The organism is Pseudarthrobacter sp. 1G09, from assembly GCF_050038305.1.
GTDB lineage: Bacteria > Actinomycetota > Actinomycetes > Actinomycetales > Micrococcaceae > Arthrobacter > Arthrobacter equi.
The window spans coordinates 2,375,387-2,397,211 of the sequence record NZ_CP188306.1; the positions used below are offsets into that span (position 1 = coordinate 2,375,387).

At 66.4% G+C, this 21,825-nt stretch carries 20 protein-coding genes; 5 read left to right on the forward strand and 15 right to left on the reverse strand.

What is annotated here, in order from left to right; translation table 11 throughout:
- Nucleotides 1–23 precede the first annotated feature (23 nt).
- From ACP3TD_RS10930 to ACP3TD_RS10945, 4 genes are read left to right on the forward strand one after another with little or no spacing between them, the layout of a single operon-like run.
- Nucleotides 24–998, forward strand: a complete 975-nt coding sequence (locus ACP3TD_RS10930) for a sugar-binding transcriptional regulator (RefSeq protein WP_426767203.1) — start codon at nucleotides 24–26, stop codon at nucleotides 996–998.
- Between the two features lie 10 nt (nucleotides 999–1,008).
- Nucleotides 1,009–1,884 carry an aldo/keto reductase gene (locus ACP3TD_RS10935; RefSeq protein WP_426762908.1) on the forward strand — a complete coding sequence of 292 codons (876 nt, stop codon included), beginning with the start codon at nucleotides 1,009–1,011 and terminating at the stop codon, nucleotides 1,882–1,884.
- A 9-nt stretch (nucleotides 1,885–1,893) separates the two neighbouring features.
- On the forward strand, nucleotides 1,894–2,823 hold the full coding sequence (locus tag ACP3TD_RS10940; RefSeq protein WP_426762909.1) for an alpha/beta fold hydrolase: 930 nt from the start codon (nucleotides 1,894–1,896) through the stop codon (nucleotides 2,821–2,823).
- Nucleotides 2,820–3,896 (forward strand): glycosyltransferase family 4 protein, encoded by a 1,077-nt coding sequence (locus ACP3TD_RS10945; RefSeq protein ID WP_426762911.1) that lies wholly within the window; start codon nucleotides 2,820–2,822, stop codon nucleotides 3,894–3,896. The genes ACP3TD_RS10940 and ACP3TD_RS10945 overlap by 4 nt, the downstream gene beginning before the upstream one ends.
- Before the next feature lie 27 nt (nucleotides 3,897–3,923).
- Here ACP3TD_RS10945 and ACP3TD_RS10950 read toward each other — a convergent pair whose 3' ends face one another.
- The 13 genes from ACP3TD_RS10950 to pyrR form a co-directional block, all read right to left on the reverse strand.
- Nucleotides 3,924–6,050 carry a primosomal protein N' gene (locus ACP3TD_RS10950; protein WP_426762912.1) on the reverse strand — a complete coding sequence of 709 codons (2,127 nt, stop codon included), beginning with the start codon at nucleotides 6,048–6,050 and terminating at the stop codon, nucleotides 3,924–3,926.
- A gap of 105 nt (nucleotides 6,051–6,155) precedes the next feature.
- A complete protein-coding gene (gene metK, locus ACP3TD_RS10955) occupies nucleotides 6,156–7,391 on the reverse strand; it encodes a methionine adenosyltransferase (RefSeq protein ID WP_426762913.1) in 1,236 nt (411 codons plus the stop codon).
- 87 nt (nucleotides 7,392–7,478) lie between these two features.
- A complete protein-coding gene (gene coaBC / locus ACP3TD_RS10960; protein ID WP_426762914.1) occupies nucleotides 7,479–8,726 on the reverse strand; it encodes a bifunctional phosphopantothenoylcysteine decarboxylase/phosphopantothenate--cysteine ligase CoaBC in 1,248 nt (415 codons plus the stop codon).
- A gap of 36 nt (nucleotides 8,727–8,762) precedes the next feature.
- A complete protein-coding gene (rpoZ, locus tag ACP3TD_RS10965; RefSeq protein WP_003800778.1) occupies nucleotides 8,763–9,023 on the reverse strand; it encodes a DNA-directed RNA polymerase subunit omega in 261 nt (86 codons plus the stop codon).
- A gap of 15 nt (nucleotides 9,024–9,038) precedes the next feature.
- Nucleotides 9,039–9,632, reverse strand: coding sequence for a guanylate kinase (gene gmk, locus ACP3TD_RS10970; RefSeq protein ID WP_426762915.1), 594 nt, complete (start codon nucleotides 9,630–9,632; stop codon nucleotides 9,039–9,041).
- 52 nt (nucleotides 9,633–9,684) lie between these two features.
- Nucleotides 9,685–10,002: an integration host factor, actinobacterial type gene (gene mihF / locus ACP3TD_RS10975; RefSeq protein ID WP_426762916.1), complete on the reverse strand. Its 318-nt coding sequence runs from the start codon at nucleotides 10,000–10,002 to the stop codon at nucleotides 9,685–9,687.
- Between the two features lie 122 nt (nucleotides 10,003–10,124).
- Nucleotides 10,125–10,997, reverse strand: coding sequence for an orotidine-5'-phosphate decarboxylase (pyrF, locus tag ACP3TD_RS10980; protein ID WP_426762918.1), 873 nt, complete (start codon nucleotides 10,995–10,997; stop codon nucleotides 10,125–10,127).
- Nucleotides 10,990–14,319: a carbamoyl-phosphate synthase large subunit gene (gene carB, locus ACP3TD_RS10985; protein WP_426762919.1), complete on the reverse strand. Its 3,330-nt coding sequence runs from the start codon at nucleotides 14,317–14,319 to the stop codon at nucleotides 10,990–10,992. Before carB ends, pyrF begins: the two co-directional genes overlap by 8 nt.
- On the reverse strand, nucleotides 14,319–15,614 hold the full coding sequence (carA, locus tag ACP3TD_RS10990) for a glutamine-hydrolyzing carbamoyl-phosphate synthase small subunit (RefSeq protein WP_426762920.1): 1,296 nt from the start codon (nucleotides 15,612–15,614) through the stop codon (nucleotides 14,319–14,321). Before carA ends, carB begins: the two co-directional genes overlap by 1 nt.
- A 19-nt stretch (nucleotides 15,615–15,633) precedes the next feature.
- The gene (locus ACP3TD_RS10995; protein WP_426762922.1) at nucleotides 15,634–16,152 is read right to left on the reverse strand and encodes a hypothetical protein; all 519 of its coding nucleotides are present in this window, start codon (nucleotides 16,150–16,152) and stop codon (nucleotides 15,634–15,636) included.
- A complete protein-coding gene (locus ACP3TD_RS11000; protein ID WP_426762924.1) occupies nucleotides 16,152–17,501 on the reverse strand; it encodes a dihydroorotase in 1,350 nt (449 codons plus the stop codon). The genes ACP3TD_RS10995 and ACP3TD_RS11000 overlap by 1 nt, the downstream gene beginning before the upstream one ends.
- Complete coding sequence (locus ACP3TD_RS11005; protein WP_426762925.1) at nucleotides 17,501–18,529, reverse strand: aspartate carbamoyltransferase catalytic subunit; 1,029 nt, start codon at nucleotides 18,527–18,529, stop codon at nucleotides 17,501–17,503. Before ACP3TD_RS11005 ends, ACP3TD_RS11000 begins: the two co-directional genes overlap by 1 nt.
- On the reverse strand, nucleotides 18,526–19,113 hold the full coding sequence (gene pyrR, locus ACP3TD_RS11010; RefSeq protein WP_377203539.1) for a bifunctional pyr operon transcriptional regulator/uracil phosphoribosyltransferase PyrR: 588 nt from the start codon (nucleotides 19,111–19,113) through the stop codon (nucleotides 18,526–18,528). Before pyrR ends, ACP3TD_RS11005 begins: the two co-directional genes overlap by 4 nt.
- 177 nt (nucleotides 19,114–19,290) lie before the next feature.
- Here pyrR and ACP3TD_RS11015 point away from each other — a divergent pair, with 177 nt between their 5' ends.
- Nucleotides 19,291–20,568: a PrsW family intramembrane metalloprotease gene (locus ACP3TD_RS11015; protein ID WP_426762926.1), complete on the forward strand. Its 1,278-nt coding sequence runs from the start codon at nucleotides 19,291–19,293 to the stop codon at nucleotides 20,566–20,568.
- A gap of 167 nt (nucleotides 20,569–20,735) precedes the next feature.
- Here the strand turns inward: ACP3TD_RS11015 and nusB are convergent, their stop codons facing one another.
- Nucleotides 20,736–21,146: a transcription antitermination factor NusB gene (gene nusB / locus ACP3TD_RS11020; RefSeq protein ID WP_056079416.1), complete on the reverse strand. Its 411-nt coding sequence runs from the start codon at nucleotides 21,144–21,146 to the stop codon at nucleotides 20,736–20,738.
- The gene (gene efp / locus ACP3TD_RS11025) at nucleotides 21,146–21,709 is read right to left on the reverse strand and encodes an elongation factor P (protein ID WP_426762929.1); all 564 of its coding nucleotides are present in this window, start codon (nucleotides 21,707–21,709) and stop codon (nucleotides 21,146–21,148) included. The genes nusB and efp overlap by 1 nt, the downstream gene beginning before the upstream one ends.
- Nucleotides 21,710–21,825: the final 116 nt, after the last annotated feature.

Genomic DNA, 21,825 nt, shown 5'->3' on the forward strand with positions numbered 1-21,825 from the left:
CAAATGTGCAGATCGGACGGGAAATGGCCGCCTCCCGGCACGCAGACGCGCTCCGCGCTGCACAAATGTATTACCTGCAGGACCTCACCATGGATGCGATTGCGCGCGAACTCCGGACGTCCCGTTCCACGGTTTCGCGGCTGCTCTCGGCTGCCCGTGACTCCGGCCTGGTGCAGGTGCAGATCCGTAACCCGCTCGATACCGGCCCTGAGCTTGAGGGCATGATCCGCCGGCGCTTTAACGTGGACGTTCACGTGGTCCCTGTCCTGGAGACCCTGAATGAAGCGGAAACCCTTGACCGGGTGGCCATGCAGGCTGCGCGCACCATCGGGCCGCTGGTGGACTCCAACGCCATCATCGGAGTGGCCTGGGGCTCCACCCTGAGCGCCGTTAGCCGGCACCTGACCAGGAAGATCACCCACGACAGCGTCATCGTGCAACTGAACGGCGCGGGCAACATGCACACCACAGGCATCACCTACGCCAGCGACATTATGCGCAGGTTCGGAAGCGCCTACGGTGCCCGCGTGGAACAGTTCCCCGTACCTGCCTTCTTCGACCATGCCGCAACCAAAACCGCCATGTGGAATGAACGTAGCGTGCAGCGCATCCTTGAGCTGCAGGCCAAGATGAGCATCGCCATCTTCGGTGTTGGCTCCGTCAACGCCGACTACCCCAGCCACGTCTATGCAGGCGGCTACCTCGATGAAACCGACCTCAACATCCTGGCCACCTCCGATGTGGTGGGCGACGTTGCCACGGTGTTCTTCCGCAGCGACGGCTCCTCCGACGGGATCATCCTGAACGAACGCTCCACCGGCCCGGCCCTGGCCGAGCTCAAGCAGGTCCGCAGAAGGATCTGCGTGGTGTCAGGCGTGTCCAAGATCAACGGCCTGCGCGGCGCCCTGGCAGCCAACCTGGCCACCGACCTGATCCTGGACGAGGCCACCGCGCGCCGCCTGGTGGATTTCGAAAGCCTGGCCCCACGCAATGGGTAGAGTCGGAACCATGAAAACCTCACCGCGGCTGAGCCTGAACAACGGCGTGCTGATCAACCAGCTCGGGTTCGGGCTCTACAAGGTGCCGCCTGCCGACGCCGCAGGGCTGGTGCAGACAGCGCTCGCCGCCGGCTACCGCCACTTTGACACAGCTGCCATGTACGGGAACGAAACGGGCGTGGCACGGGGCATCAGTGCCCAGCTCGGCTCCCCGTCCGCGGGCAGCAGTGGAGGATCCGGGGAGTTGTTTCCGGGGATCTCCCGGGAAGATGTCTTTGTCACCACCAAACTCTGGAACGATCACCACGGCTACGATGCAGCCCTGCGCGGCTTCGATGACTCCATGGTCAACCTGGGGCTGGACTACGTGGACCTGTACCTCATCCACTGGCCCTGCCCGCGCAAAGGTCTGTTCCCGGAAACCTACCGCGCCCTCGAAACGCTGTACCGGGAGGGCAGGGTGCGGGCCATTGGCGTCAGCAACTTCCAGCCGGCCCACCTGGACCGGCTCCTGCAGACGGCCGAAGTGGTGCCGGCCGTCAACCAGATCGAACTCCACCCTTGGCTCCAGCAGGAGGAGCTCCGCCGCAGGCACCAGGAACTCGGCATCCTGACCGAGGCGTGGAGCCCCCTGGGGCGCGGCCAGGTCCTGGCCGACCCCGTCATCCAGGCCTGCGCTGCCGAGCACCGGCGGACTCCCGCGCAGGTCATTCTCCGCTGGCACATGCAGCTGGGCCACGTCGCCATCCCGAAGGCCAGCTCAGAGGCACGCATCCGCGAGAACCTTGATGTCTTCGGGTTCGAGCTGTCATCCCGGGACATGGCGGCGCTCGCAGGCCTGGACCGCGGTCACCGCACCGGCTCCCACCCGGACAACGTCAACTAGGACCCCCGCATGAACACAACACACCCGGGCGGCTCCGGCACGCCCAGCTTCTTCAGCGCGGACCTGGCCGCCCGCACCACCGCTTCGACGCTGGACCTCGACGGCGCGTCCGTTGCCTACTGGACCTACGAGCCGGTGCAGGTGCAGCCCGGAACGCGGACCATACTGGTCATTCACGGATTCCGCGGTGACCACCACGGACTCCTGCGGGTTGCCGATGAGCTCCCCGATATGAGGATCATCATGCCGGACCTGCCCGGCTTCGGAAGTTCCGCGGCATTCCCGTCCGGCGCCCACTCGGTGGAACAGTACGGCCGGTTCATCACAGCGTTCATGGAGGCCCTGTCCCTGGGGCCGGACACGGTTCTCCTCGGGCATTCGTTCGGATCCATCGTCGCCTCGCACTTTGCGGCCCGCCACCCTGGGGCCGTGAACCCGCTCATCCTGGTCAATCCCATCGCCGCCCCGGCCCTTGAGGGCCCCAAGGGAATCATGACCAGGCTGGCGGTCCTCTACTACCGCCTCGCCGCCCGACTCCCCGGCAAGGCAGGCCACGCGCTGCTCCGCAACCCGCTGATTGTCCGGATCATGAGTGAAACCATGGCAAAGACCGGAGACAGGGAGCTCCGCGCCTTCATCCACGGCCAGCACCACGCCTACTTCAGTTCCTTCGCGGACAGGGACAGCCTGCTGGAGTCCTTCACGGCCTCGGTCAGCCACCACGTCAGCGAAGTGGCCGCCGGCCTCAAAATTCCCGTGCTCCTGATCGCCGGGGAGAAAGACGAAATCGCCACCCTGCCGGACCAGCACAAACTCCTGGCGCTCCTGCCGGACGCCGAACTCAAGGTGATCCCCGGCGTCGGGCACCTGATCCACTACGAGACGCCGAAACCGGCCGCCCGCCATATCCGAACCTTCCTGAAGGACCACCCCGCGTGAAGATCGTCATCGACGCCCGTTTTACCCGGACCGACCACCACGACGGCATCAGCCGCTACGGTGCCAGCCTGATCGCGGCCACGGCGAAGATCGCGGACGTCAGCATGCTGATATCGGACAAGCGGCAACTGGCCCTGCTGCCGGACGTTCCCTACACCCTCATCAACAGTCCGCTCTCACCGCTGGAACTGTTCGTTGCGCGCAAGGTGAATCCCCTGAACGCCGATGTGGTGGTCTGTCCCATGCAGACCATGGGAACCTGGGGACGCAAGTACGGGTTGGTGCTGACGCTGCACGACCTGATCTACTACGAACACCCCGCCCCGCCGGGGTTCCTCCCCGCGCCGGTGCGGCTGCTGTGGCGGCTCTACCACAAGGCCTACTGGCCCCAGCGGCTGCTCCTCAACCGGGCCGACACCGTAGCCACCATCAGCCGTACCACTGAGGCCCTGATCGCCAAGTACCGCCTGACCAGGCGTCCGGTGCGGATCATCAGCAACGCACCCCAGCCCGCGCAGGAACCGCGCCACCCTGGCAACGGCGCCGACAAGACCATCGTCTACATGGGCTCGTTCATGCCCTACAAGAACGTGGAAACGATGCTGGCCGGGATGGCAGGCCTGCCCGGCTACACCCTGCACCTGCTGAGCCGGATCACGCCCGAGCGGCGCGCAGAGCTGGAGCTGCTGGTCCCGGCCGGAGCCTCAGTGATCTTCCACAACGGGGTGACGGACGCGGAGTACGATGTGTTCCTGCGGACGGCCACTGCCCTGGTGAGCCTGTCCCGCGCCGAAGGCTATGGCCTCCCCCTCGTGGAAGCCATGGCCTTGGGCACACCTGTGATCGCCAGCGACATTCCCATCTTCCGGGAAGTGGGCGGGGACGCTGCCACCTACGTCGACCCCGCCTCACCCTCCCAGTTCTCGGAGGCCGTGGCCCGGTTGCAGGATGACGAACACTGGCAGGAGATCTCCCGGCTGTCCGTTATCCGCGCCAACGAATTCACCTGGGATGAATCAGCACGCCAGCTGATGGACACGGCCCGGGAAATCGTGGCGAAACGGCGCCGGTAGCAACCTTCCGCAGCGGAGCCGCCTCCATTAGAGGACGTCCACGCCGTCCAGGCGGAGCTGGAAGGGATCGAAGGCCCGTTTGGCAGCCACCGCTGAACGGGTAGCGCGCAGGACGCGCACGACGACGGCGGCCTGGCCGTAGGGGAAGAACAGCAGGGTCCGGACGTCCTCGCCGGAGCGGCCGGCAGCCGGCGGTCCGGCCAGCAGCACCGGTGCAGGACCTGCCAGGCGCAGGTGGATGCCGGAGCCGGCCAGGTCTGCCGAAACTGCGCCGGTGAAGTGTTCGACGGCGGCCCGCGGGCCTGTAACGGAGGCAATCCGGACGGCGGGGGGAAGCTGCAGTTCGACCCGCAGCGACAATTCCCGGTGGGCGTAGCCCGCCGGATCCCAGCGCAGCAACGCACCCACGGCAGCTGTATCCCCGGCAGTAATGACGGCCAGCCCGCCCTCGGAAGCGGGACGCACCAGGGCTGCAGCGTTGAACCACCGCCGGACGGTGTCCTCGCCGGCGCGAAGCGTTTCGCGGCGCAGCAACGAATCGCCGTCCAGCAGCAGCGCTGCGGCGTAGCCTCCCTCGGCCACCGGTTCAGCTCCCACCGTGGCCACCACGAGTGCCTTGCCGTGGCCTACCGCGGCCTTCACATGATCGCCGGAAGATGTCACCACGCTGGTGCCGGGGAAAGCGCGGCCCAGTTCCTCCGCCGTCCGCAGCACGCCCGTGGCGCCCTTGCGAAGCCGCCGCCCGGTGCAGTGCACGCACCGCCAGTCCGGTGCCGGCGTCGAACACCAGCGGCACTGGGGTATGGCAGAGCTTCCGCCCAAGGCCAGCGGCCCCTGGCAGTTGCCGCACCGGGCAGGTTCGCGGCAGGATTCGCACACCAGTGACGGCGCGTAGCCTGCCCGCGCCACCTGGATGAGGACAGGCCCCCGTTCGAGCCCTTCCTTGGCGGCCCGCCACGCGGCACCGGGCAGGCGTGCGATCCGGGCGAGGGGGTCGCGTTCCTGCTCGAAGCTGTCTGCGGTATTAAGGACCCGCGGTACCGTGCGCCTGATGGTCTGCCGGTCCGGTTCGACGGGGAGGGCCCAGCCGGCGTCAACCAGCCTCTGCACCTCGGTACTCCGGGCATGACCGGCAAGGAGGCAGGCCGTACCTTCCTGTTCGGCGCGCAGGAGCAGGACCTCGCGGGTGTGGGCGTAGGGGGCGCGCTGGTCAATGTGGAGATCGTCACCGTCGTCCCAGCAAGCCACCAGGCCGAGGTTGGCCACTGGCGCGAACGCTGCCGACCTGGTGCCGATGGCAACCCGGGCAGTGCCGGCCAGGAGCCGCAGGAAACTGCGGTACCGCGGTGTGGGCCCGTCGTCGGCGGTGAGCCTGGCCACCGCCTCCGCCGGAATCAGTGCCGTGAGAGCCTGCTCCAGCCGGTCAAGGTCGCGGTAGTCCGGCACCACCACCACGGCTCCGCGCCCGGCGGCGTAGGTGGCGGCAACCGCCTCGGCCAGCAGTTGGGGCCACCCGGACGGGCCATATCCTTGAAGCGGATTGATGACGGCGCGGGGGGATCCGCCGGCGGAGAGATGGCGGAGGAAGGCCAGGCCGGTACGGTAGCCGGCCCACGCGCCGAAGGACGGGCTGCCCTCGCCTTCACGGCCGGCCGGCACAGGCACTGCTTCTTCGGGACCGGAAAGATATTCCTTTTCCAGCCTGGCCATGCGTGGCGGCACCGCGAGGCGAAGGACGTCGCTGACGGTTCCCGCATACCGGGCTGCAACGGCGCTGGCGAGTTCTGCCACGGCCGGGGTGAGGACAGTTACCGGGGAGACCACCTTCGCCAGCGGCACCAGTGTGTGGCCGGCGTCAGAAACGGAAAACCTGTCCATCAGGAAGCCGTTGAGCTGTTGACCGTTGAAGGGCACTTTGACGCGGACCCCGGGCTTGGCGTCGGCGTCCATGGCCGCGGGGACGGCGTAGTCGAAGGGGCGGTCGAGGTGCGGCAAGGAGGATTCGACCATGACCCGCGCCACCGGCAGGTGTTCTGCGAGGGGTATGCCCACCGGATGGGTGCTGGCAGGGAAGCCCTGCAACAGCGTGGGCTGGACGGGCCCGCCGCCCGGGACGGAAAGATCCAGAGAGGGCTGTGCGGAGTCGTTGGCCATGGCGGCTACCTCCGTTCAGCTCCCGGGCGGAAAAGGCCAGCCAACCACGGGGCACCGACATCCGCGCGGCTTGTGCACGGCGGCGCGTCCCCCGCAGCCTGGAGGCTAGGCGTTGAAGTAGGCCTTCAGGTCGTCAACGCGGTCAAGGCGTTCCCAGGTGAAGTCGGGATCGTCCCGGCCGAAGTGTCCGTGCGCTGCCGTCTTGGCGTAGATGGGGCGCTTCAGGTCCAGGGCATCGATGATGGCCCGTGGGCGGAGGTCGAAGATCTCGGCGATGGCGGCACTGATCCGTGCAGGGTCAACCGTCTCGGTGCCGAACGTTTCAACGTAGGTGCCGACGGGGCGGGCCTGGCCGATCGCGTACGCAATCTGGATCTCGGCACGCTTTGCCAGTCCGGCGGCCACGACGTTCTTGGCGACCCACCGCATGGCGTATGCGGCGGAACGGTCCACCTTTGACGGGTCCTTGCCGGAGAATGCGCCGCCGCCGTGGCGGGCCATGCCGCCATAGGTGTCGACGATGATCTTTCGGCCGGTCAGGCCGGCGTCACCCACAGGACCGCCGATGACGAATTCGCCGGCGGGGTTGAGGATGTTGGCCGCCCGGGAAATGTCGAGGTTCGCGGCGGCGAGGACTGGTTTGATGACGACGGCGGCGAGGTCGGCCCGGAGCTGTTCCAGGCTGGCGCCCTCAGCGTGCTGGCTCGAGATCACCACGGTTTCAACGGACACAGGCCTGTCGTGGTCGTAACCTACCGTGACCTGGGTCTTGCCATCGGGGCGCAGGTAGGCAAGTTCGCCGGATTTGCGGACTTCCGTGAGGCGTTCGGACAGGCGGTGCGCCAGCCAGATGGGGGTGGGCATGTAGGACGGCGTTTCGTCGCTCGCATACCCGAACATCAGGCCCTGGTCTCCGGCGCCCTGAAGGTCGTAGTCGTCCTCCTGGCGTCCTTCACGGGCCTCGAGGGAATTGAACACTCCCCCGGCGATGTCATTGGACTGCTGCCCGATGGAAACCGACACTCCACAGCGTGCGCCGTCGAAGCCGTTGGCGGACGAGTCGTAGCCGATGCCGAGGATGGTCTCCCGGACAATCTGCGGGATCTCCACGTAGGCGTCGGTGGTGACTTCGCCGGCGACGTGCACCAGCCCGGTGGTGGCCATGGTTTCCACGGCTACGCGGGACTCCGGATCGGCCGCAAGGAGCGCATCCAGGATGGCGTCACTGATCTGGTCGCAGATCTTGTCCGGGTGGCCTTCGGTGACGGACTCCGAGGTGAAGAGCCGAAGGGACGAGGGCGTAGCCCCGGAGGTCTGGTGAAGGTGCAGCGGTAAAGTCACTCAACTACCTTACTGGTTGGATCACGCGCAGCCGTCAGGAGACGTCGCTGGATGTCACGGTACTAAGCAAACGTGGTACTAAACACGTCACGCCCGGGGCGACACCTGGTTCAGCTCGAAGCCGATGCGGCTGATGATGGCCGCGGAAACGTCTGCCTTGGTGCCGGACGCCTCTTGGGGTTCGGAGCCGGAACGGGCCAGGATGACCACCGAATTGGTGTCCTTGCCGAAGACCTTGTCCGAGCCGACATGGTTGACCACCAGCAGGTCGCAGCCCTTGCGCTGGAGTTTGGCCTCCGCGTAGGCACGGACATCCCCGTGCTGGTCGCCCGTTTCGGCAGCGAAGCCCACAATGAGCTGGCCGTCCGTTGCAGGACCGGTGACGCCCTGGTTGCGCCGCTCGACGAGCTCCTGCAGGATGTCCGGGTTGCGGACCAGGGTGATGACGGGATCTGCGGTGTCGTCGCGTTTCTTGATTTTTGTGTCCGAGATTTCCGCGGGGCGGAAGTCTGCCACGGCGGCGGACATGATGACGACGTCGGAATCAGCGGCGGCAGCCAGCGCGGCCTCGCGTAACTGCAGGGCAGTTTCGACGTTGACCACCTCGACGCCGGGGGGCGGCGGAACTTCCATGTGCGCTGCCAGCAGCCGGACGGTTGCCCCGGCATTCCGGGCGGCGACGGCCAGGGCGACGCCCTGCTTGCCGGAGGACCGGTTGCCCAGGAAGCGGACGGGATCCAGTGGTTCGCGTGTTCCACCGGCGCTGATGGTGACGGTCTTGCCGGCCAGCGGAAGCTGGAAATCGGTTTGCCCGTGGACCAGTGCCATGGCGGCGTCGAAAATGGCGTCAGGTTCAGGCAGCCGTCCCGGCCCGGAATCCGAGCCCGTGAGCCTGCCGGAGGCCGGCTCCAGTACCGCAGCACCGCGGGCGCGGAGTGTTTCCACGTTGGCCCGGGTTGCGGGGTGCTGCCACATCTCGGTGTGCATGGCGGGCGCGAAAAGAACAGGGCCGTGGGCCATCAGCAGCGTGTTGGTGAGGAGGTCGCCTGCCTGGCCCGTGGCTGCTTTGGCCAGGAGGTCGGCCGTGGCCGGGGCGATGACCACGAGGTCTGCCTCGTGGCCCAGCCGGACGTGGTTGACCTGGTGGACGTCGTCGAAGACGCTGTTGCTCACGGGGTTGCCGGAGAGGGCCTCCCAGGTGGCAGTCCCCACGAAGCGGGTTGCCGCCTCAGTGGGGATGACCGTGACATGGTGGCCGGCTTCAGTAAAAAGCCGGAGGAGCGATGCCACCTTGTAGGCGGCTATCCCTCCTCCGACTCCGAGGACTATGCGCACGTGACCTCCGTCAGCAGCACGTCATGCGGCAGATTGTTACTCTGCGGCTTCGATCGGTGTGGATACCAGCTTGCCCTCGTTGATCTCGCGCAGGGCGATCGAGAGGGACTTCTCGTTCAGCTTGGTGTCTACCAGGGGGCCGACGTACTCGAAGAGTCCCTCGTGCAGCTGGGCGTAGTAGGCGTTGATCTGACGAGCGCGCTTGGCACCGAAGATCACCAGGCCGTACTTGGAGTCGGCTGCTTCGAGCAGCGAGTCGATCGGCGGGTTGATGATGCCTTCAAGGTTCGTGGACACGAATTCTCCAAAATTCTAGCGGGCTGACGGTTCCTGCAGGTGTGCATGAGGGGTCAGCCCCATGAGTGAAACAAGCTCGTCCGCTGCCCGGCGGACGTCGTCATTGATGACGGTGTGGTCGAACTCCGGTTCAGCAGCAAGTTCCAGTTTAGCGGTTTCCAGTCGGCGCTGCTGTTCTTCGGGGGTTTCTGTGCCGCGGCCCACGAGCCGGCGCACCATTTCGTCCCAGGTGGGCGGGGCGAGGAACACGAATTTGGCGTCCGGAACGGCTTCCTTGACCTGGCGCGCACCCTGGAGGTCGATTTCCAGAAGGACGGAACGCCCATCCTCAATGGCCTCGTTGACGGTGCTCTTCAACGTGCCGTAGGTGTTTTGGCCGTGCACTACTGCCCACTCGAGGAGTTCACCCTCCGCGATGAGCCGTTCAAACTCCTCCGTGGACTTGAAGAAGTAGTGCACGCCGTCCACCTCGCCCGGGCGGGGGGCACGGGTGGTGGCTGAGACGGAGAGCCAGACCTCGGGGTAGTTGTCGCGGATGTAAGTGGATACGGTGCCTTTGCCAACAGCTGTCGGACCTGCGAGGACTGTCAGTCCGGGTTTCTTGCTCACGTATTCCTTTGCCGAGGTTTGGGGGTTTCGGGTGGGCCGGCGCCGGCCGGCCCTAATGTTCGTCTATAAAATCTACCAGCGCCCGCCGTTGGTGAACGCCGAGTCCCCGGACGCGGCGGGACGCGGCGATGCCCAGTTGTTCCATGATGGCGGCCGCCCGCACCTTGCCAATGCCCGGCAGCGCTTCGAGGAGTTCCGACACCCGCATCCTCGCCAGGGCGTCGTCGGCGGCAGCCGAGTCGATGATGTCGGATGCGGACCGTTTGCCGTTCTTGAGGCTTTCCTTGGCGGCAGCCCGGGCTGCCCGTGCGGCTGCCGCCTTGCCCAGGGCCTCGGCCCGTTCCGACGCGGATAACGGTCGCAGTACCATGGCGCATACCCCCGGAATCGGCGGAATTTATCCAAGGGCGGCCGCCCTTGGACCTGTCCTGAAACTACCCTTTGGTGCTGGATGAATCAATGGATGGGCGCAAACCGGGAACTATTCCCGGCTCAGCCCTGGCGCAGGCCTGCCAGGGTCCGCTGCGCGGCTTCCCGTAATCCGCGGTGTTCCGGGCCGGCAGCCAGGATGTCCCGGCTGGAGGTGCCCAGGACCAGCGGATAGGCATCCCCGAAGGTGGCCCGCAGGTCGGCCGGTGTTGCCCCCTGGGCGCCCAGCCCGGGAGCCAGGATGGGGCCCCGGACGGCTGCGAGGTCAAGGTCAAGGTCCGCCAGGGCGCTGCCGACGGTGGCCCCCACCACCAGGCCCACCGAGCCCAGGCTTCCTTGGTACCGCTCGTTCTCGCGGGCTGCTGCGGACGTGATCCGGCGTGCCACCGAATCCGCTCCCCCGACGTGCTGCACGGAGGCGCCCTCCGGATTGGAGGTCAGCGCCAGGACGAAGACACCGCGCCCGGTCTCGGCCGCGAGGTCCAGCGCCGGGCGCAGGGACTCGAAGCCGAGGTAGGGGCTGAGGGTGACAGAATCTGCAGCCAGCGGAGACCCGTCGCGAAGCCAGGCATCGGCGTAGGCGGCCATGGTGGAGCCGATATCGCCGCGCTTGGCGTCTGCGATGGTCAGGACGGACTGGTCCCGCGCCTCGGCCAGGACTTCCTCCAGCACCGCCATGCCGGCGGAGCCGTGGCGCTCGAAGAGCGCCACCTGCGGCTTGACTGCGGCAGCGAGCGACGCCACCGCTTCCACCACGGTGAGCGAGAAGCGGCGCAGGCCCGCGACGTCGTCGGCCAATCCCCAGCTCCTAAGCAGTGCCGGGTGCGGGTCGATGCCCACGCACAGCGGGCCGCGGGAGGCCATGGCGGCGCCGAGCCGGGAGCCGAACGACTCCCGGCCCTGCGCTTCAGCTTGCGCTGGTACCTGCTCAGGCATGCTGCAGGTCTGACTTCGCGGCTGCGGCCTTCTGGGCTTCGCCCAGGGCTGCGGCGTGTTCCTGGAGGCTGGTGACGGACCATTCGTACGTGCGCATGGCCTCGATCGCCTGCACGGCCGCGTTGAACTCGGCCACCGTGGTGATGCAGGGAATGCCGATGGACGTTGCGGCCGCGCGGAGTTCGTAGCCGTCGCTGCGGGCTTCGCCGCCTGAGGGGGTGTTGAAGACCATGTCGATCTCGCCGGCGATCACCAGATCCGCGATGGTGCCTTCGCCCTCGGCGCTGGAGCCTTCGGCGACCTTGCGCACGGGGGTGGCCTGGATGCCGTTACGGCGCAGGACGTCGGCGGTGCCGCCGGTGGACACGATCTCGAAGCCGAGGTCGGAGAGCCGCTTCACTCCCATGATCACCGAGCGCTTGTCGCGGTTGGCCACCGAAACAAAAATCTTTCCTTCGGTGGGCAGGGCGTTGTTCGCGGCGGCCTGGCTCTTGGCAAAGGCCGTGTCGAAATGCTTGTCGATGCCCATGACTTCGCCGGTGGAGCGCATTTCCGGGCCAAGCAGGGAGTCCACCACTTTTCCTTCAAGGGTGCGGAAGCGGCTGAACGGCAGCACCGCTTCCTTGACGGCCACGGGAGCGTCAAGGGGCAGCGTGGACCCGTCGCCGGTTTCGGGCAGCATCTTGTAGGCAGTGCGGAGCTGGTTGATGGTGACGCCGGTACCGATCAGGGCGGCCGCCTTGGCCATCTGGACGCCGGTGGCCTTGGAGACGAACGGCACGGTGCGCGAGGCCCGCGGGTTGGCTTCCAGGACGTACAGGACGTCGGAGGCCAGCGCGAACTGGATGTTGATCAGTCCGCGGACGCCCACGCCCTCGGCGATGGCGCGGGTAGCGGTACGGACGCGCTCGACGACGTTGCTCCCCAGCGTGATCGGCGGCAGGACACAGGCGGAGTCGCCGGAGTGGATTCCGGCTTCCTCGATGTGCTCCATGATGCCGCCCAGGTACATGTCGGTTCCGTCGAAGAGGGCATCGACGTCGATTTCGACGGCGTCTTCCAGGAAGCGGTCGATCAGGACCGGGTGGTCCGGGGTGATCTCCGTGGCGTTGGCGATGTAGCGGGACAGATTGGGCTCATCGTAGACGATCTCCATGCCGCGGCCGCCGAGGACGTAGGACGGGCGGACCAGCACCGGGTAGCCGATTTCGTCGGCGATCTTCTTGGCGTCCTCGAAGGACACGGCGGTGCCGTTCTTCGGGGATACCAGGCCGGCCTTGTCCAATACGCGGGAGAAGGCGCCGCGGTGTTCGGCGAGGTCGATGGCCTCCGGGGAGGTGCCGAGGATGGGCACCCCGGCATCGGCCAGCTGCTGGGCCAGCTTCAGTGGGGTCTGGCCGCCGAGCTGGACGAATACACCCATGACGCCGCCGGTGCGTTCCTCAGCCGCGATGACCTCCAGCACGTCCTCGAGCGTCAGCGGCTCGAAGTAAAGGCGGGTGGAGACGTCGTAGTCCGTGGAGACGGTTTCCGGGTTGCAGTTCACCATGACGGTCTCGTAGCCGGCCTTGCGCAGCGCCATGGACGCGTGGACGCAGGAGTAGTCGAACTCGATGCCCTGGCCGATGCGGTTCGGGCCGGAACCGAGGATCAGGATGGACGGCTTGGAGTGCAGCGCAACCTCATCCTCCTCGTCGTAGGCCGAGTAGTGGTACGGCGTGTACGCGGCAAACTCGGCGGCGCATGTATCCACGGTCTTGTAGACGGGGCGGATGCCCAGGGCTTGGCGCACACCGCGGACCACGGCCTCGGAGTTGTGCGTCAGCGCACCGATCTGCTCGTCGGAGAAACCGTGGCGCTTGGCGCGCTGCAGCATGTCCGTGGTCAGAGCGCCGGCCTGGCGGATCTCCCGGGAAACCTCATTGAGGAGTTCGAGCTGATCCAGGAACCAGGGATCGATCTTGGTGGCCTCGAAGAGCTGTTCCACGGTGGCGCCGCCCAGCAGGGCGCGCTGCACCTGGTACAGGCGGTCGGTGGTGGGGCGCTTGGCCTTTTCGATGAGCTCGGCGACCTCGTACTCCGGGACGGAGCTGAAGTCCAGCTGCGAGCCCTTCTGCTCCAGGGAGCGGAGGGCCTTCTGCAGGGCTTCGGTGAAGTTGCGGCCCATGGCCATGGCTTCGCCCACCGACTTCATGGTGGTGGTGAGGGTGTTGTCCGCGGCCGGGAACTTCTCGAACGCGAAGCGGGGAACCTTGACCACAACGTAGTCGAGCGTCGGTTCGAAGGACGCCGGGGTCTTCTGGGTGATGTCGTTGGGGATCTCGTCCAGCGTGTAGCCCAGGGACAGCTTGGTGGCGATCTTGGCGATCGCGAACCCGGTGGCCTTCGACGCCAGGGCCGAGGAACGGGAGACGCGGGGGTTCATTTCGATGACCACCACGCGGCCGGTGGCGGGATCGATGGCGAACTGGATGTTGCAGCCGCCGGTGTCCACGCCCACCTCACGGATCACGGCGATGGAGACGTCACGGAGCTTCTGGTACTCGCGGTCAGTCAGGGTCAGGGCCGGTGCCACGGTGATGGAGTCGCCGGTGTGCACGCCCACGGGGTCGAAGTTCTCGATGGAGCAGACGACAACCACGTTGTCGTTCTTGTCCCGCATCATCTCGAGCTCGTATTCCTTCCAGCCAAGGATGCTCTCTTCGAGCAGCACCTCGCTGGTGGGGCTGTACTGGAGGCCCTGGCCGACGATGCGGCGGAGGTCGTCCTCGTTGTAGGCCAGGCCGGAACCCAGGCCGCCCATGGTGAAGGAGGGGCGGACCACCATCGGGTAGCCAAGGTCCTTGGCTGCCTCAAGGGCTTCGTCCATGGAGTGGATGATGTGGCTGCGGGCGGATTCGGCGCCGCAGCGCTCAACCACGCCCTTGAACTTTTCGCGGTCTTCGCCGAGCTCAATGGCGGCGATGTTCGCGCCGATCAGTTCCACGTTGTACTTCTCGAGCACACCGTTCTTGTCCAGCGCAATGGCCGTGTTGAGCGCCGTCTGGCCGCCAAGGGTGGGCAGCACAGCGTCCGGGCGTTCCTTGGCGATGATCTTCTCCACTACCTCGGGGGTAATGGGCTCGATGTAGGTGGCGTCGGCGAACTCGGGGTCGGTCATGATGGTGGCCGGGTTGGAATTCACGAGGATGACGCGGAGGCCTTCCTCCTTGAGGACACGCAGTGCCTGGGTGCCGGAGTAGTCGAATTCGGCGGCCTGGCCGATGACGATCGGGCCGGAACCGATGACCAGGACGCTCTTAAGGTCAGTTCTCTTGGGCATTACTTCTTGTCCTCAGTCTTGGTGTCGGAGTTTTTCGGCGCGGCGGATTTTTCGCTGCCCGCTGCTGCGTTGTCGGCGTCCGCGGGGTGGGCGGAGTCCACGGGATCCTTGGACTCGTTGGCGGTCTTCCCGTCCCGGGTGCCGTCCATCAGGTCGATGAAGCGGTCGAACAGGTACGCGGCGTCGTGCGGACCGGCCGCGGCCTCGGGGTGGTACTGCACCGAGAAAGCCGGAATGTCGAGGCAGGCGAGGCCTTCCACGACGTCGTCGTTCAGGCTGACGTGGCTGACCTCAACCCGTCCGTAGCGTTCCTCCGGGGCCTGGGTGGCGCCGTCGAGCGGTGCGTCCACGGCAAAGCCGTGGTTCTGGGAGGTGATTTCCACCTTGCCGGTGCGGCGGTCCATGACGGGCTGGTTGATGCCGCGGTGGCCGTAGCGGAGCTTGTAGGTGCCGAATCCGAGGGCGCGGCCCAGGATCTGGTTGCCGAAACAGATGCCGAAGTACGGCAGCTTCTCGTCCAAGACGGAGCGGAGCAGCTTGACCTGGGCGTCGGCGGTGGCGGGGTCGCCGGGTCCGTTGGACATGAAGAAGCCGTCGGGGTTGACCGCCTTGACGTCCTCCAGTGTGGCGGTGGCGGGCAGGACGTGGACGCGAACGCCGCGCTCGGCGAACCGGACAGGGGTCATGGCCTTGATGCCGAGGTCGATGGCGGCGATGCTGAACCGGGGTTCGGCGTCCCAGCCGTGGTCCTTGGGTTCCACCACGTAGGCTTCGTCAACGCTGACTTCCTCGGCCAGGCGGGCGCCTTCCATGGGGGCGCTGGCGAGGACGGCGTCCACCAGTTCCTTATCCGTTGCATCGGCGGCGTTGCCGGAGAAGATGCCGGCGCGCATGGTCTTGTGCTCGCGGAGGTGGCGGGTGATGGCGCGGGTGTCCACGCCCTGGATACCCACGATGCCCTGCTCGACGAGTTCTTCGTCCAGGGACCGTTCGGAGCGCCAGTTGGAGGGACGGCGGGCGGCGTCGCGGACGATGTAACCGGCCACCCAGATGCGGCGCGATTCTGCGTCTTCGCTGTTGACGCCGGTGTTGCCGATGTGCGGTGCGGTCTGGACCACCAGCTGCCGGGCGTAGGAGGGATCCGTGATGGTCTCCTGGTAGCCGGTCATGCCCGTGGCGAAGACGGCTTCGCCCAGAGCGGTTCCGGTGGCGCCGTAGCTGGTGCCGCGGAAGATGCGTCCATCTTCGAGGACGAGCGCAGCGGGGGCTGCCGGGGTGGCGGTGGTTGAAGTCACTGTATTCGCTTTCACTGTCTTACTTTCCACTGGTGGCGTCAGCCGCCGGGGCTGAAGAGATCAATTCCTGGAGTGCTGTGTGCAGGGTGTCCTTGTCCGCCGCGCGGCGGGTCCGGAATCCGGTGTCCAGTTCGTGGGTGCCATGGAGCCAGGTGAGGACGAGCAGGCCGTCCTTCTCCACGAACTTGCCGGCCATCCCGCTTTCATGGCGTACGCCGGTGAGCGATGCGGCGGGGATGTAGAGGGCGGGGGCGCCGGCGCGGTCAAACAGCACACCGTCCGGGTACACGGCCAAGGTCGCGTTGGTGCGGATGCCGAGGCTGTGGACGGCCACGCGGTCAAGCCAGTCGCCGCCGGTGGTGGTGGCAACGTACTGTCCCTCCGCTTGGGCGGACGGCTCACCCGGTTCCGCGGGGGCCTGGGGCAGGGGCCCGACGTCGGACTGGCGCTTCAGGCGGTTGCGCCAGCCAATGCCGAGGAGGACAAAGACGACGGCGATAATCGCCAGCATCGCCAGTCCCGGAAGTATTTTTTCCATCAGGCGGCGCCAGCCTCGACTGCGGCGTGCGGGTAGGGAGTGTTGAGTTCGCCGTCCAGGACGGTGGGGTGGCCCTTGAAGAACGTGGCCACCACCTTGCCCGGGAGCTCGCGTCCCTTGAAGGGCGAGTTCCGGCCCATGGTGGCCATCTTGAACGGGTCCACGGTCCAGCGGGCGGCGGGGTCCACCAGGATGACGTTGGCGGGTTCGCCGGCTTCGAGCGGACGGCCCTGGTCTTGCAGCCGGCCGATCTGCGCAGCCGCGGCGGATGTGACGCGGGCGAAGTCGGCCCAGGTCATCAGGCCGGTCTCGATCATGGTGTGCTGGACCACGGACAACGCGGTTTCAAGGCCGGTCATGCCCATGGCCGCCTGCGCCCATTCGCATTCCTTGTGCTCGCTGGGGTGCGGCGCATGGTCGGTTCCCACAACGTCGATGGTGCCGTCCGCCAGCCCGGCGCGCAATGCCTGGACGTCGGCGTCGGTGCGCAGCGGCGGGTTGACCTTGAAGACGGGGTCATAGCTGCGGACCAGGTCGTCCGTGAGCAGCAGGTGGTGCGGAGTGACCTCGGCGGTGACGTTGATTCCGCGTTCCTTCGCCCAGCGGATGATCTCAACCGAACCGGCGGTGGACACGTGGCAGACATGCAGCCGGGAGCCGACGTGCTGGGCAAGGAGGACGTCGCGGGCGATAATGCTTTCCTCGGCAACGGCGGGCCAGCCGGTCAGGCCCAGGACGGCGGACACTTCGCCTTCGTTCATCTGTGCCCCGGCGGTCAGGCGCGGTTCCTGCGCGTGCTGGGCCACCACGCCGTCGAACGCCTTGACGTACTCCAGCGCCCGGCGCATCAGGACGGGGTCGTGGACGCAGATGCCGTCGTCGGAGAACATCCTGACCCGGGCCCGGGAATCGGCCATGGCACCCAGTTCTGCCAACTGCTCCCCCGCAAGGCCAACCGTGACGGCGCCCACCGGGCGGACGTCAACCCAGCCTGCGGCTCGTCCCAGGCTGTAGACCTGCTCTACCACACCGGCGGTATCGGCAACGGGAGTGCTGTTGGCCATGGCGTGGACGGCCGTGTAACCGCCGAGGGCAGCTGCTCGGGTTCCGGTTTCCACGGTTTCCGCGTCCTCCCTGCCGGGCTCACGGAGGTGGGTGTGGACATCCACCATGCCGGGAAGCGCCACCAGGCCCGCGGCGTCGATAACCGTGACATTCCCGTCCTGCCCTTCCGGCGAAAGGCCCGTGCCCACTTCGGCGATGATGCCGTCACGGATCAGCAGGTCCGCCGGCTCGCCGCCCAGGATGGAGGCGCCTTGGATCAAGTACGTTCCGGTGTTGCCGGCCATCAGATGCTCTCCTTGGTGGAATGGGCGGTTCCGGCAGCGGCCAGGACCGGGGTTGCGGCTGTTTCCCGGGTGTCCCCGGAGAGCAGCAGGTACAGCGCAGCCATCCGCACGGACACGCCGTTGCGGACCTGCGCGAGGACGGTGGAACGGGGTGAGTCTGCTGCGGCTGCGCTGATTTCGAGCCCCCGGTTCATGGGGCCCGGGTGCATGATGATCGTGTCCTTCATGCCCAGGCTGTCGAGGGCGCGCAGGCGGTTGTCATCGAAGCCCCACCGGCGTGAGTATTCGCGGGTGCTGGGGAAGAACGAAGCATTCATGCGTTCGCCCTGGACACGGAGCATCATCATGGCGTCAACGCCCTGGGCGAGTGTCTCGTCGAGGTTGTAGCTGACGCTGCAGGGCCACTTTCCAACGCCGATGGGCAGCAGGGTGGGGGGAGCTACGAGGGTGACTTCCGCACCCAGCGTGCGCAGGAGCCACACATTTGAACGGGCCACGCGTGAGTGCAGGACATCGCCGGCAATCGCCACGCGCATGCCCAACAGGTCCGCGCCTTCGGAAGGAGTACCCGACAGTTTCGCCCAGTGCCGGCGCATGGTGAAGGCGTCGAGCAGTGCCTGGGTGGGGTGTTCGTGAGTGCCGTCGCCGGCGTTGATCACCCCGGCATCAATCCAGTCCGTCGCGGCGAGCCGGTGCGGTGCACCGGATGCCCAGTGGCGGATGACGACGGCGTCCGCCCCCATCGCGGACAGCGTCTGGGCGGTGTCCTTGAGGGATTCGCCCTTAGAGACCGATGATCCCTTGGCGGCGAAGTTGATGACGTCCGCGGACAACCGCTTGGCCGCCGCTTCAAAGGAAATCCTGGTGCGGGTGGAATCTTCGAAGAAGAGGTTCACCACCGTGCGGCCGCGCAAGGCGGGGAGCTTCTTGACTTCGCGCTCGCCTACAGCCGACATCTCCTCGGCGGTATCGAGGATGCGGATGGCGTTGTGCAGGCTGAGGTCCTGGGTGGAGAGCAGGTGCTTCACAGTCCACCCTCAATCACGACTTCGTTGACGGGGGCTCCGCCGGCGGGGGTGTCGGTCTCTTCGAGGCGGACCCGGACCTTTTCCACGGAGGACGTGGGCAGGTTCTTGCCCACGTGGTCGGCGCGGATGGGCAGCTCGCGGTGGCCGCGGTCGATCAGGACGGCGAGGCGGACGATGCGCGGGCGGCCGAGGTCCACGAGGGCGTCCAGCGCTGCCCGGATGGTCCGGCCGGAGTACAGGACGTCGTCGATCAGGACCACGACTTTGTTGTCGATGCCGGTACGGGGCAGTTTGGTGGGGTACGGCGGGCGTGTTCCCTGGTGCGAAAGGTCATCCCGAAACATGGTGACGTCCAGTTGGCCAACGATGGCGGCGGCGTCAACGGTGTTGTCCGCGGCGGCGATCTTCCCGGCCAGCCGGACTGCAAGCGGATACCCGCGGCGGGGAATGCCCAACAGGACCAGGTCCCGGGATCCCTTGTTGGCTTCGAGGATCTCATGGGCAATACGAGTGAGGGCACGGTCTATGTCAGCCTGGCTGAGTACTACCCTGGCTGGAACCGGTGCGCTGGTGACAGATGTCAACGCTCGTCTCCCCTTTCCCCGCCTCTCAGGACGGAATTAAAAAAGGATCATGTGCGCTTCAAAATTACCATAGGCCCGCGGCCCGGCGGCGCCGGATCAACGCGTTGATCGTCACATTGAAACGCGGCGTGCGGACGGTCCTTGGACCGGGGCAACCCGCCACCTAGGCTTGCGGATATGTCAATGCATCCCCACCAGCCGCCGTCGGGGCCGCCCTACGGTCCCCACTCGGGCACCTCCAGTCCCCTGCCCGGCCCAGCGAATCCCAGCTGGATGGGCCAGGTGGCACCGCAGCATTACCTCGCTGCCCCGGACCACCGCGGCCGTCCCGTCAGCAGCGTCCTGCCTCCCCCGGACCAGGGAGCGTCACGCAGGCCGGGAAGGCTCAACGGCGGACTGGTCGGCCTCACAGTGGCGGGCGGGATCCTCGCGTTCGTCAGCCTGTTCCTGGTGGTGCCGTTCCTGCTGGCCAACACGGGGACTGCCGGCTTCGTGGGTGGCTTCGTCGCGTCCCTGATACCGCTGTCCCTGGTACTGCTGGCTGTTGTCGTCATCGATAGGTGGGAGCCGGAGCCAAAGCGGCTGCTGTTCTTCGCCTTCACGTGGGGCGCGGCGGTGTCGATTGCCGTGACTTTGCTGGTGCAGCCACTGTTTGTGCTGACGTACCAGTTCTCGGATGAACCGGACCTGCGGACCTACATGGCAACGGTGCAGGCACCCATCGTCGAAGAGTTCGCGAAGTCCCTTGGCCTGCTGGTCCTCCTGCTGCTGGCCAGGAAACATTTCGACGGTCCGGTGGACGGCGTTGTTTTCGCCTTCACGATTGCCGGCGGCTTCGCGTTCACCGAAAACATCCTCTACTTCGGCCGCGCCATCGCCGAAGCGCCCGGCCCGGGCGGCGATTTTGCGCAGGTGTTCTTCCTCCGCGGCGTGATGTCCCCATTCGCCCACGCCATCTTCACCGGGACCACCGGGCTCATCATGGGCTTCGCGGCCCGGCGATGGCACACCGGAGCTTCCATCCTGGCCTTCTTCGTGGGGCTGCTGCCGGCGATGTTTCTGCACAACCGGTGGAACAGCATGGGCAGCGGCTTCCTGGTGGACTACATCGTGGTGCAGGTGCCTATTTTCTGCCTCGCTGTAGCCGGGATCGTTGTGCTGCGGGTGGCAGAAAAGCGGCTGACCCGGCAGCGGCTGCTGGAATACTCCGCCGCGGGCTGGTTTACCCCGGCGGAGGTCGAGTTGCTGGGCACCATTGGCGGCCGGCGGACTGTGTTGAACTGGGCAGCCGGCTACGGCAAGAAACAACAGATGAAGGATTTCCTCAGGGCGGCCACGCTGCTGGCCAATATCCGCCAGCGGATCCTCAGCGGCCGCGATGTGCAACTCCACCAGGCTGAAGAGCGTAAGCAGTTGCAGCGGGTATTGGCGCTCCGGGCAGCAATCGTCGCGTAGCCCCCCACCGGGTGCGCTGGGTTCCTTCGTCCCGTCCCTGGCTTGTTCGCGGAACCGAAACCTGCGGGTTCTGGCCCGCGAACAGGACAGGGTTCGACGGCGGCTGGCCGCCTTAACGCCGGAAGGCCGCACCCCTGGGGGTTGCGGCCTTCATAGCTGTTCGTGGGTCAGGCCAGCAGCGACGGCTTCAGCTGCTGCAGGCGTCCCAGGAGCCCGTTGATGAACTGGGGCGACTCGTCCGTAGACAGGGTCTTGGCCAGGGTCACGGCCTCGCTGACGGCAACGCCATCGGGGACGTCGTCGTTGTAAAGCAGTTCCCAGGTGCCGATCCGCAGGATGATCCGGTCCACCGAAGGCATGCGCTCCAGGCTCCACCCCTGCGAATAGGTCTCCAGGAACTCGTCGATGGCTGACTGGCGGGACACCACGCCCTCGACGATTTCCAGGGTGTACGGGTTGACGATCTGGTCGGTCTTCTCGCGCCGTGCACGCAGGACGTCGAAGGCGGAAACGGAGCGCTGCTCCGCTTCGAAAAGAACATCCAGTGCCCTGCTGCGGGCTTTACCGCGTGCGCTCACTACTCAGAGACCCGGCCGAGGTAGCTGCCGTCACGGGTGTCCACCTTGACCTTGGTGTTGTTTTCGACGAACAGCGGAACATGGATCTCGTAGCCGGTTTCCAGCGTGGCAGGCTTGGTTCCCGCGGAGGAGCGGTCGCCCTGCAGGCCGGGCTCGGTGTAGGTGATTTCCAGGACGACGCTCGGCGGCAGTTCGATGTACAGCGGGTTGCCCTCGTGGATGGCGATGTTGACCATCTGGTTCTCGAGCATGAAGTTGGTGGCGTCGCCCACAGTGGCGCCGGAGACGGTGATCTGGTCGTAATCCGAGGTGTCCATGAACACGAAGTCGGCGCCGTCCTGGTACAGGTACTGGTAGTCCCGGCGGTCAACCGTGGCGGTTTCGATCTTGAGGCCGGCGTTGAACGTCTTGTCCACAACCTTGCCGGACATCACGTTGCGCATCTTCGTACGCACGAAAGCGCCACCCTTGCCGGGCTTGACGTGCTGGAACTCGATGATGTTCCAGAGCTGGCCCTCGAGCTTCAGGACCGTTCCGTTCTTAATGTCGTTCGTGGTTGCCACTGGGTTTCCTTAGGTTTCTCAGTCTGGCGCGTGGTCAGACGTTCTATGCCGGGCAGTCCGCCGCATGGCGTACCTGCACGTTTTTGTCAAAGATCCGGGGTGCTGGGAAAAAATTC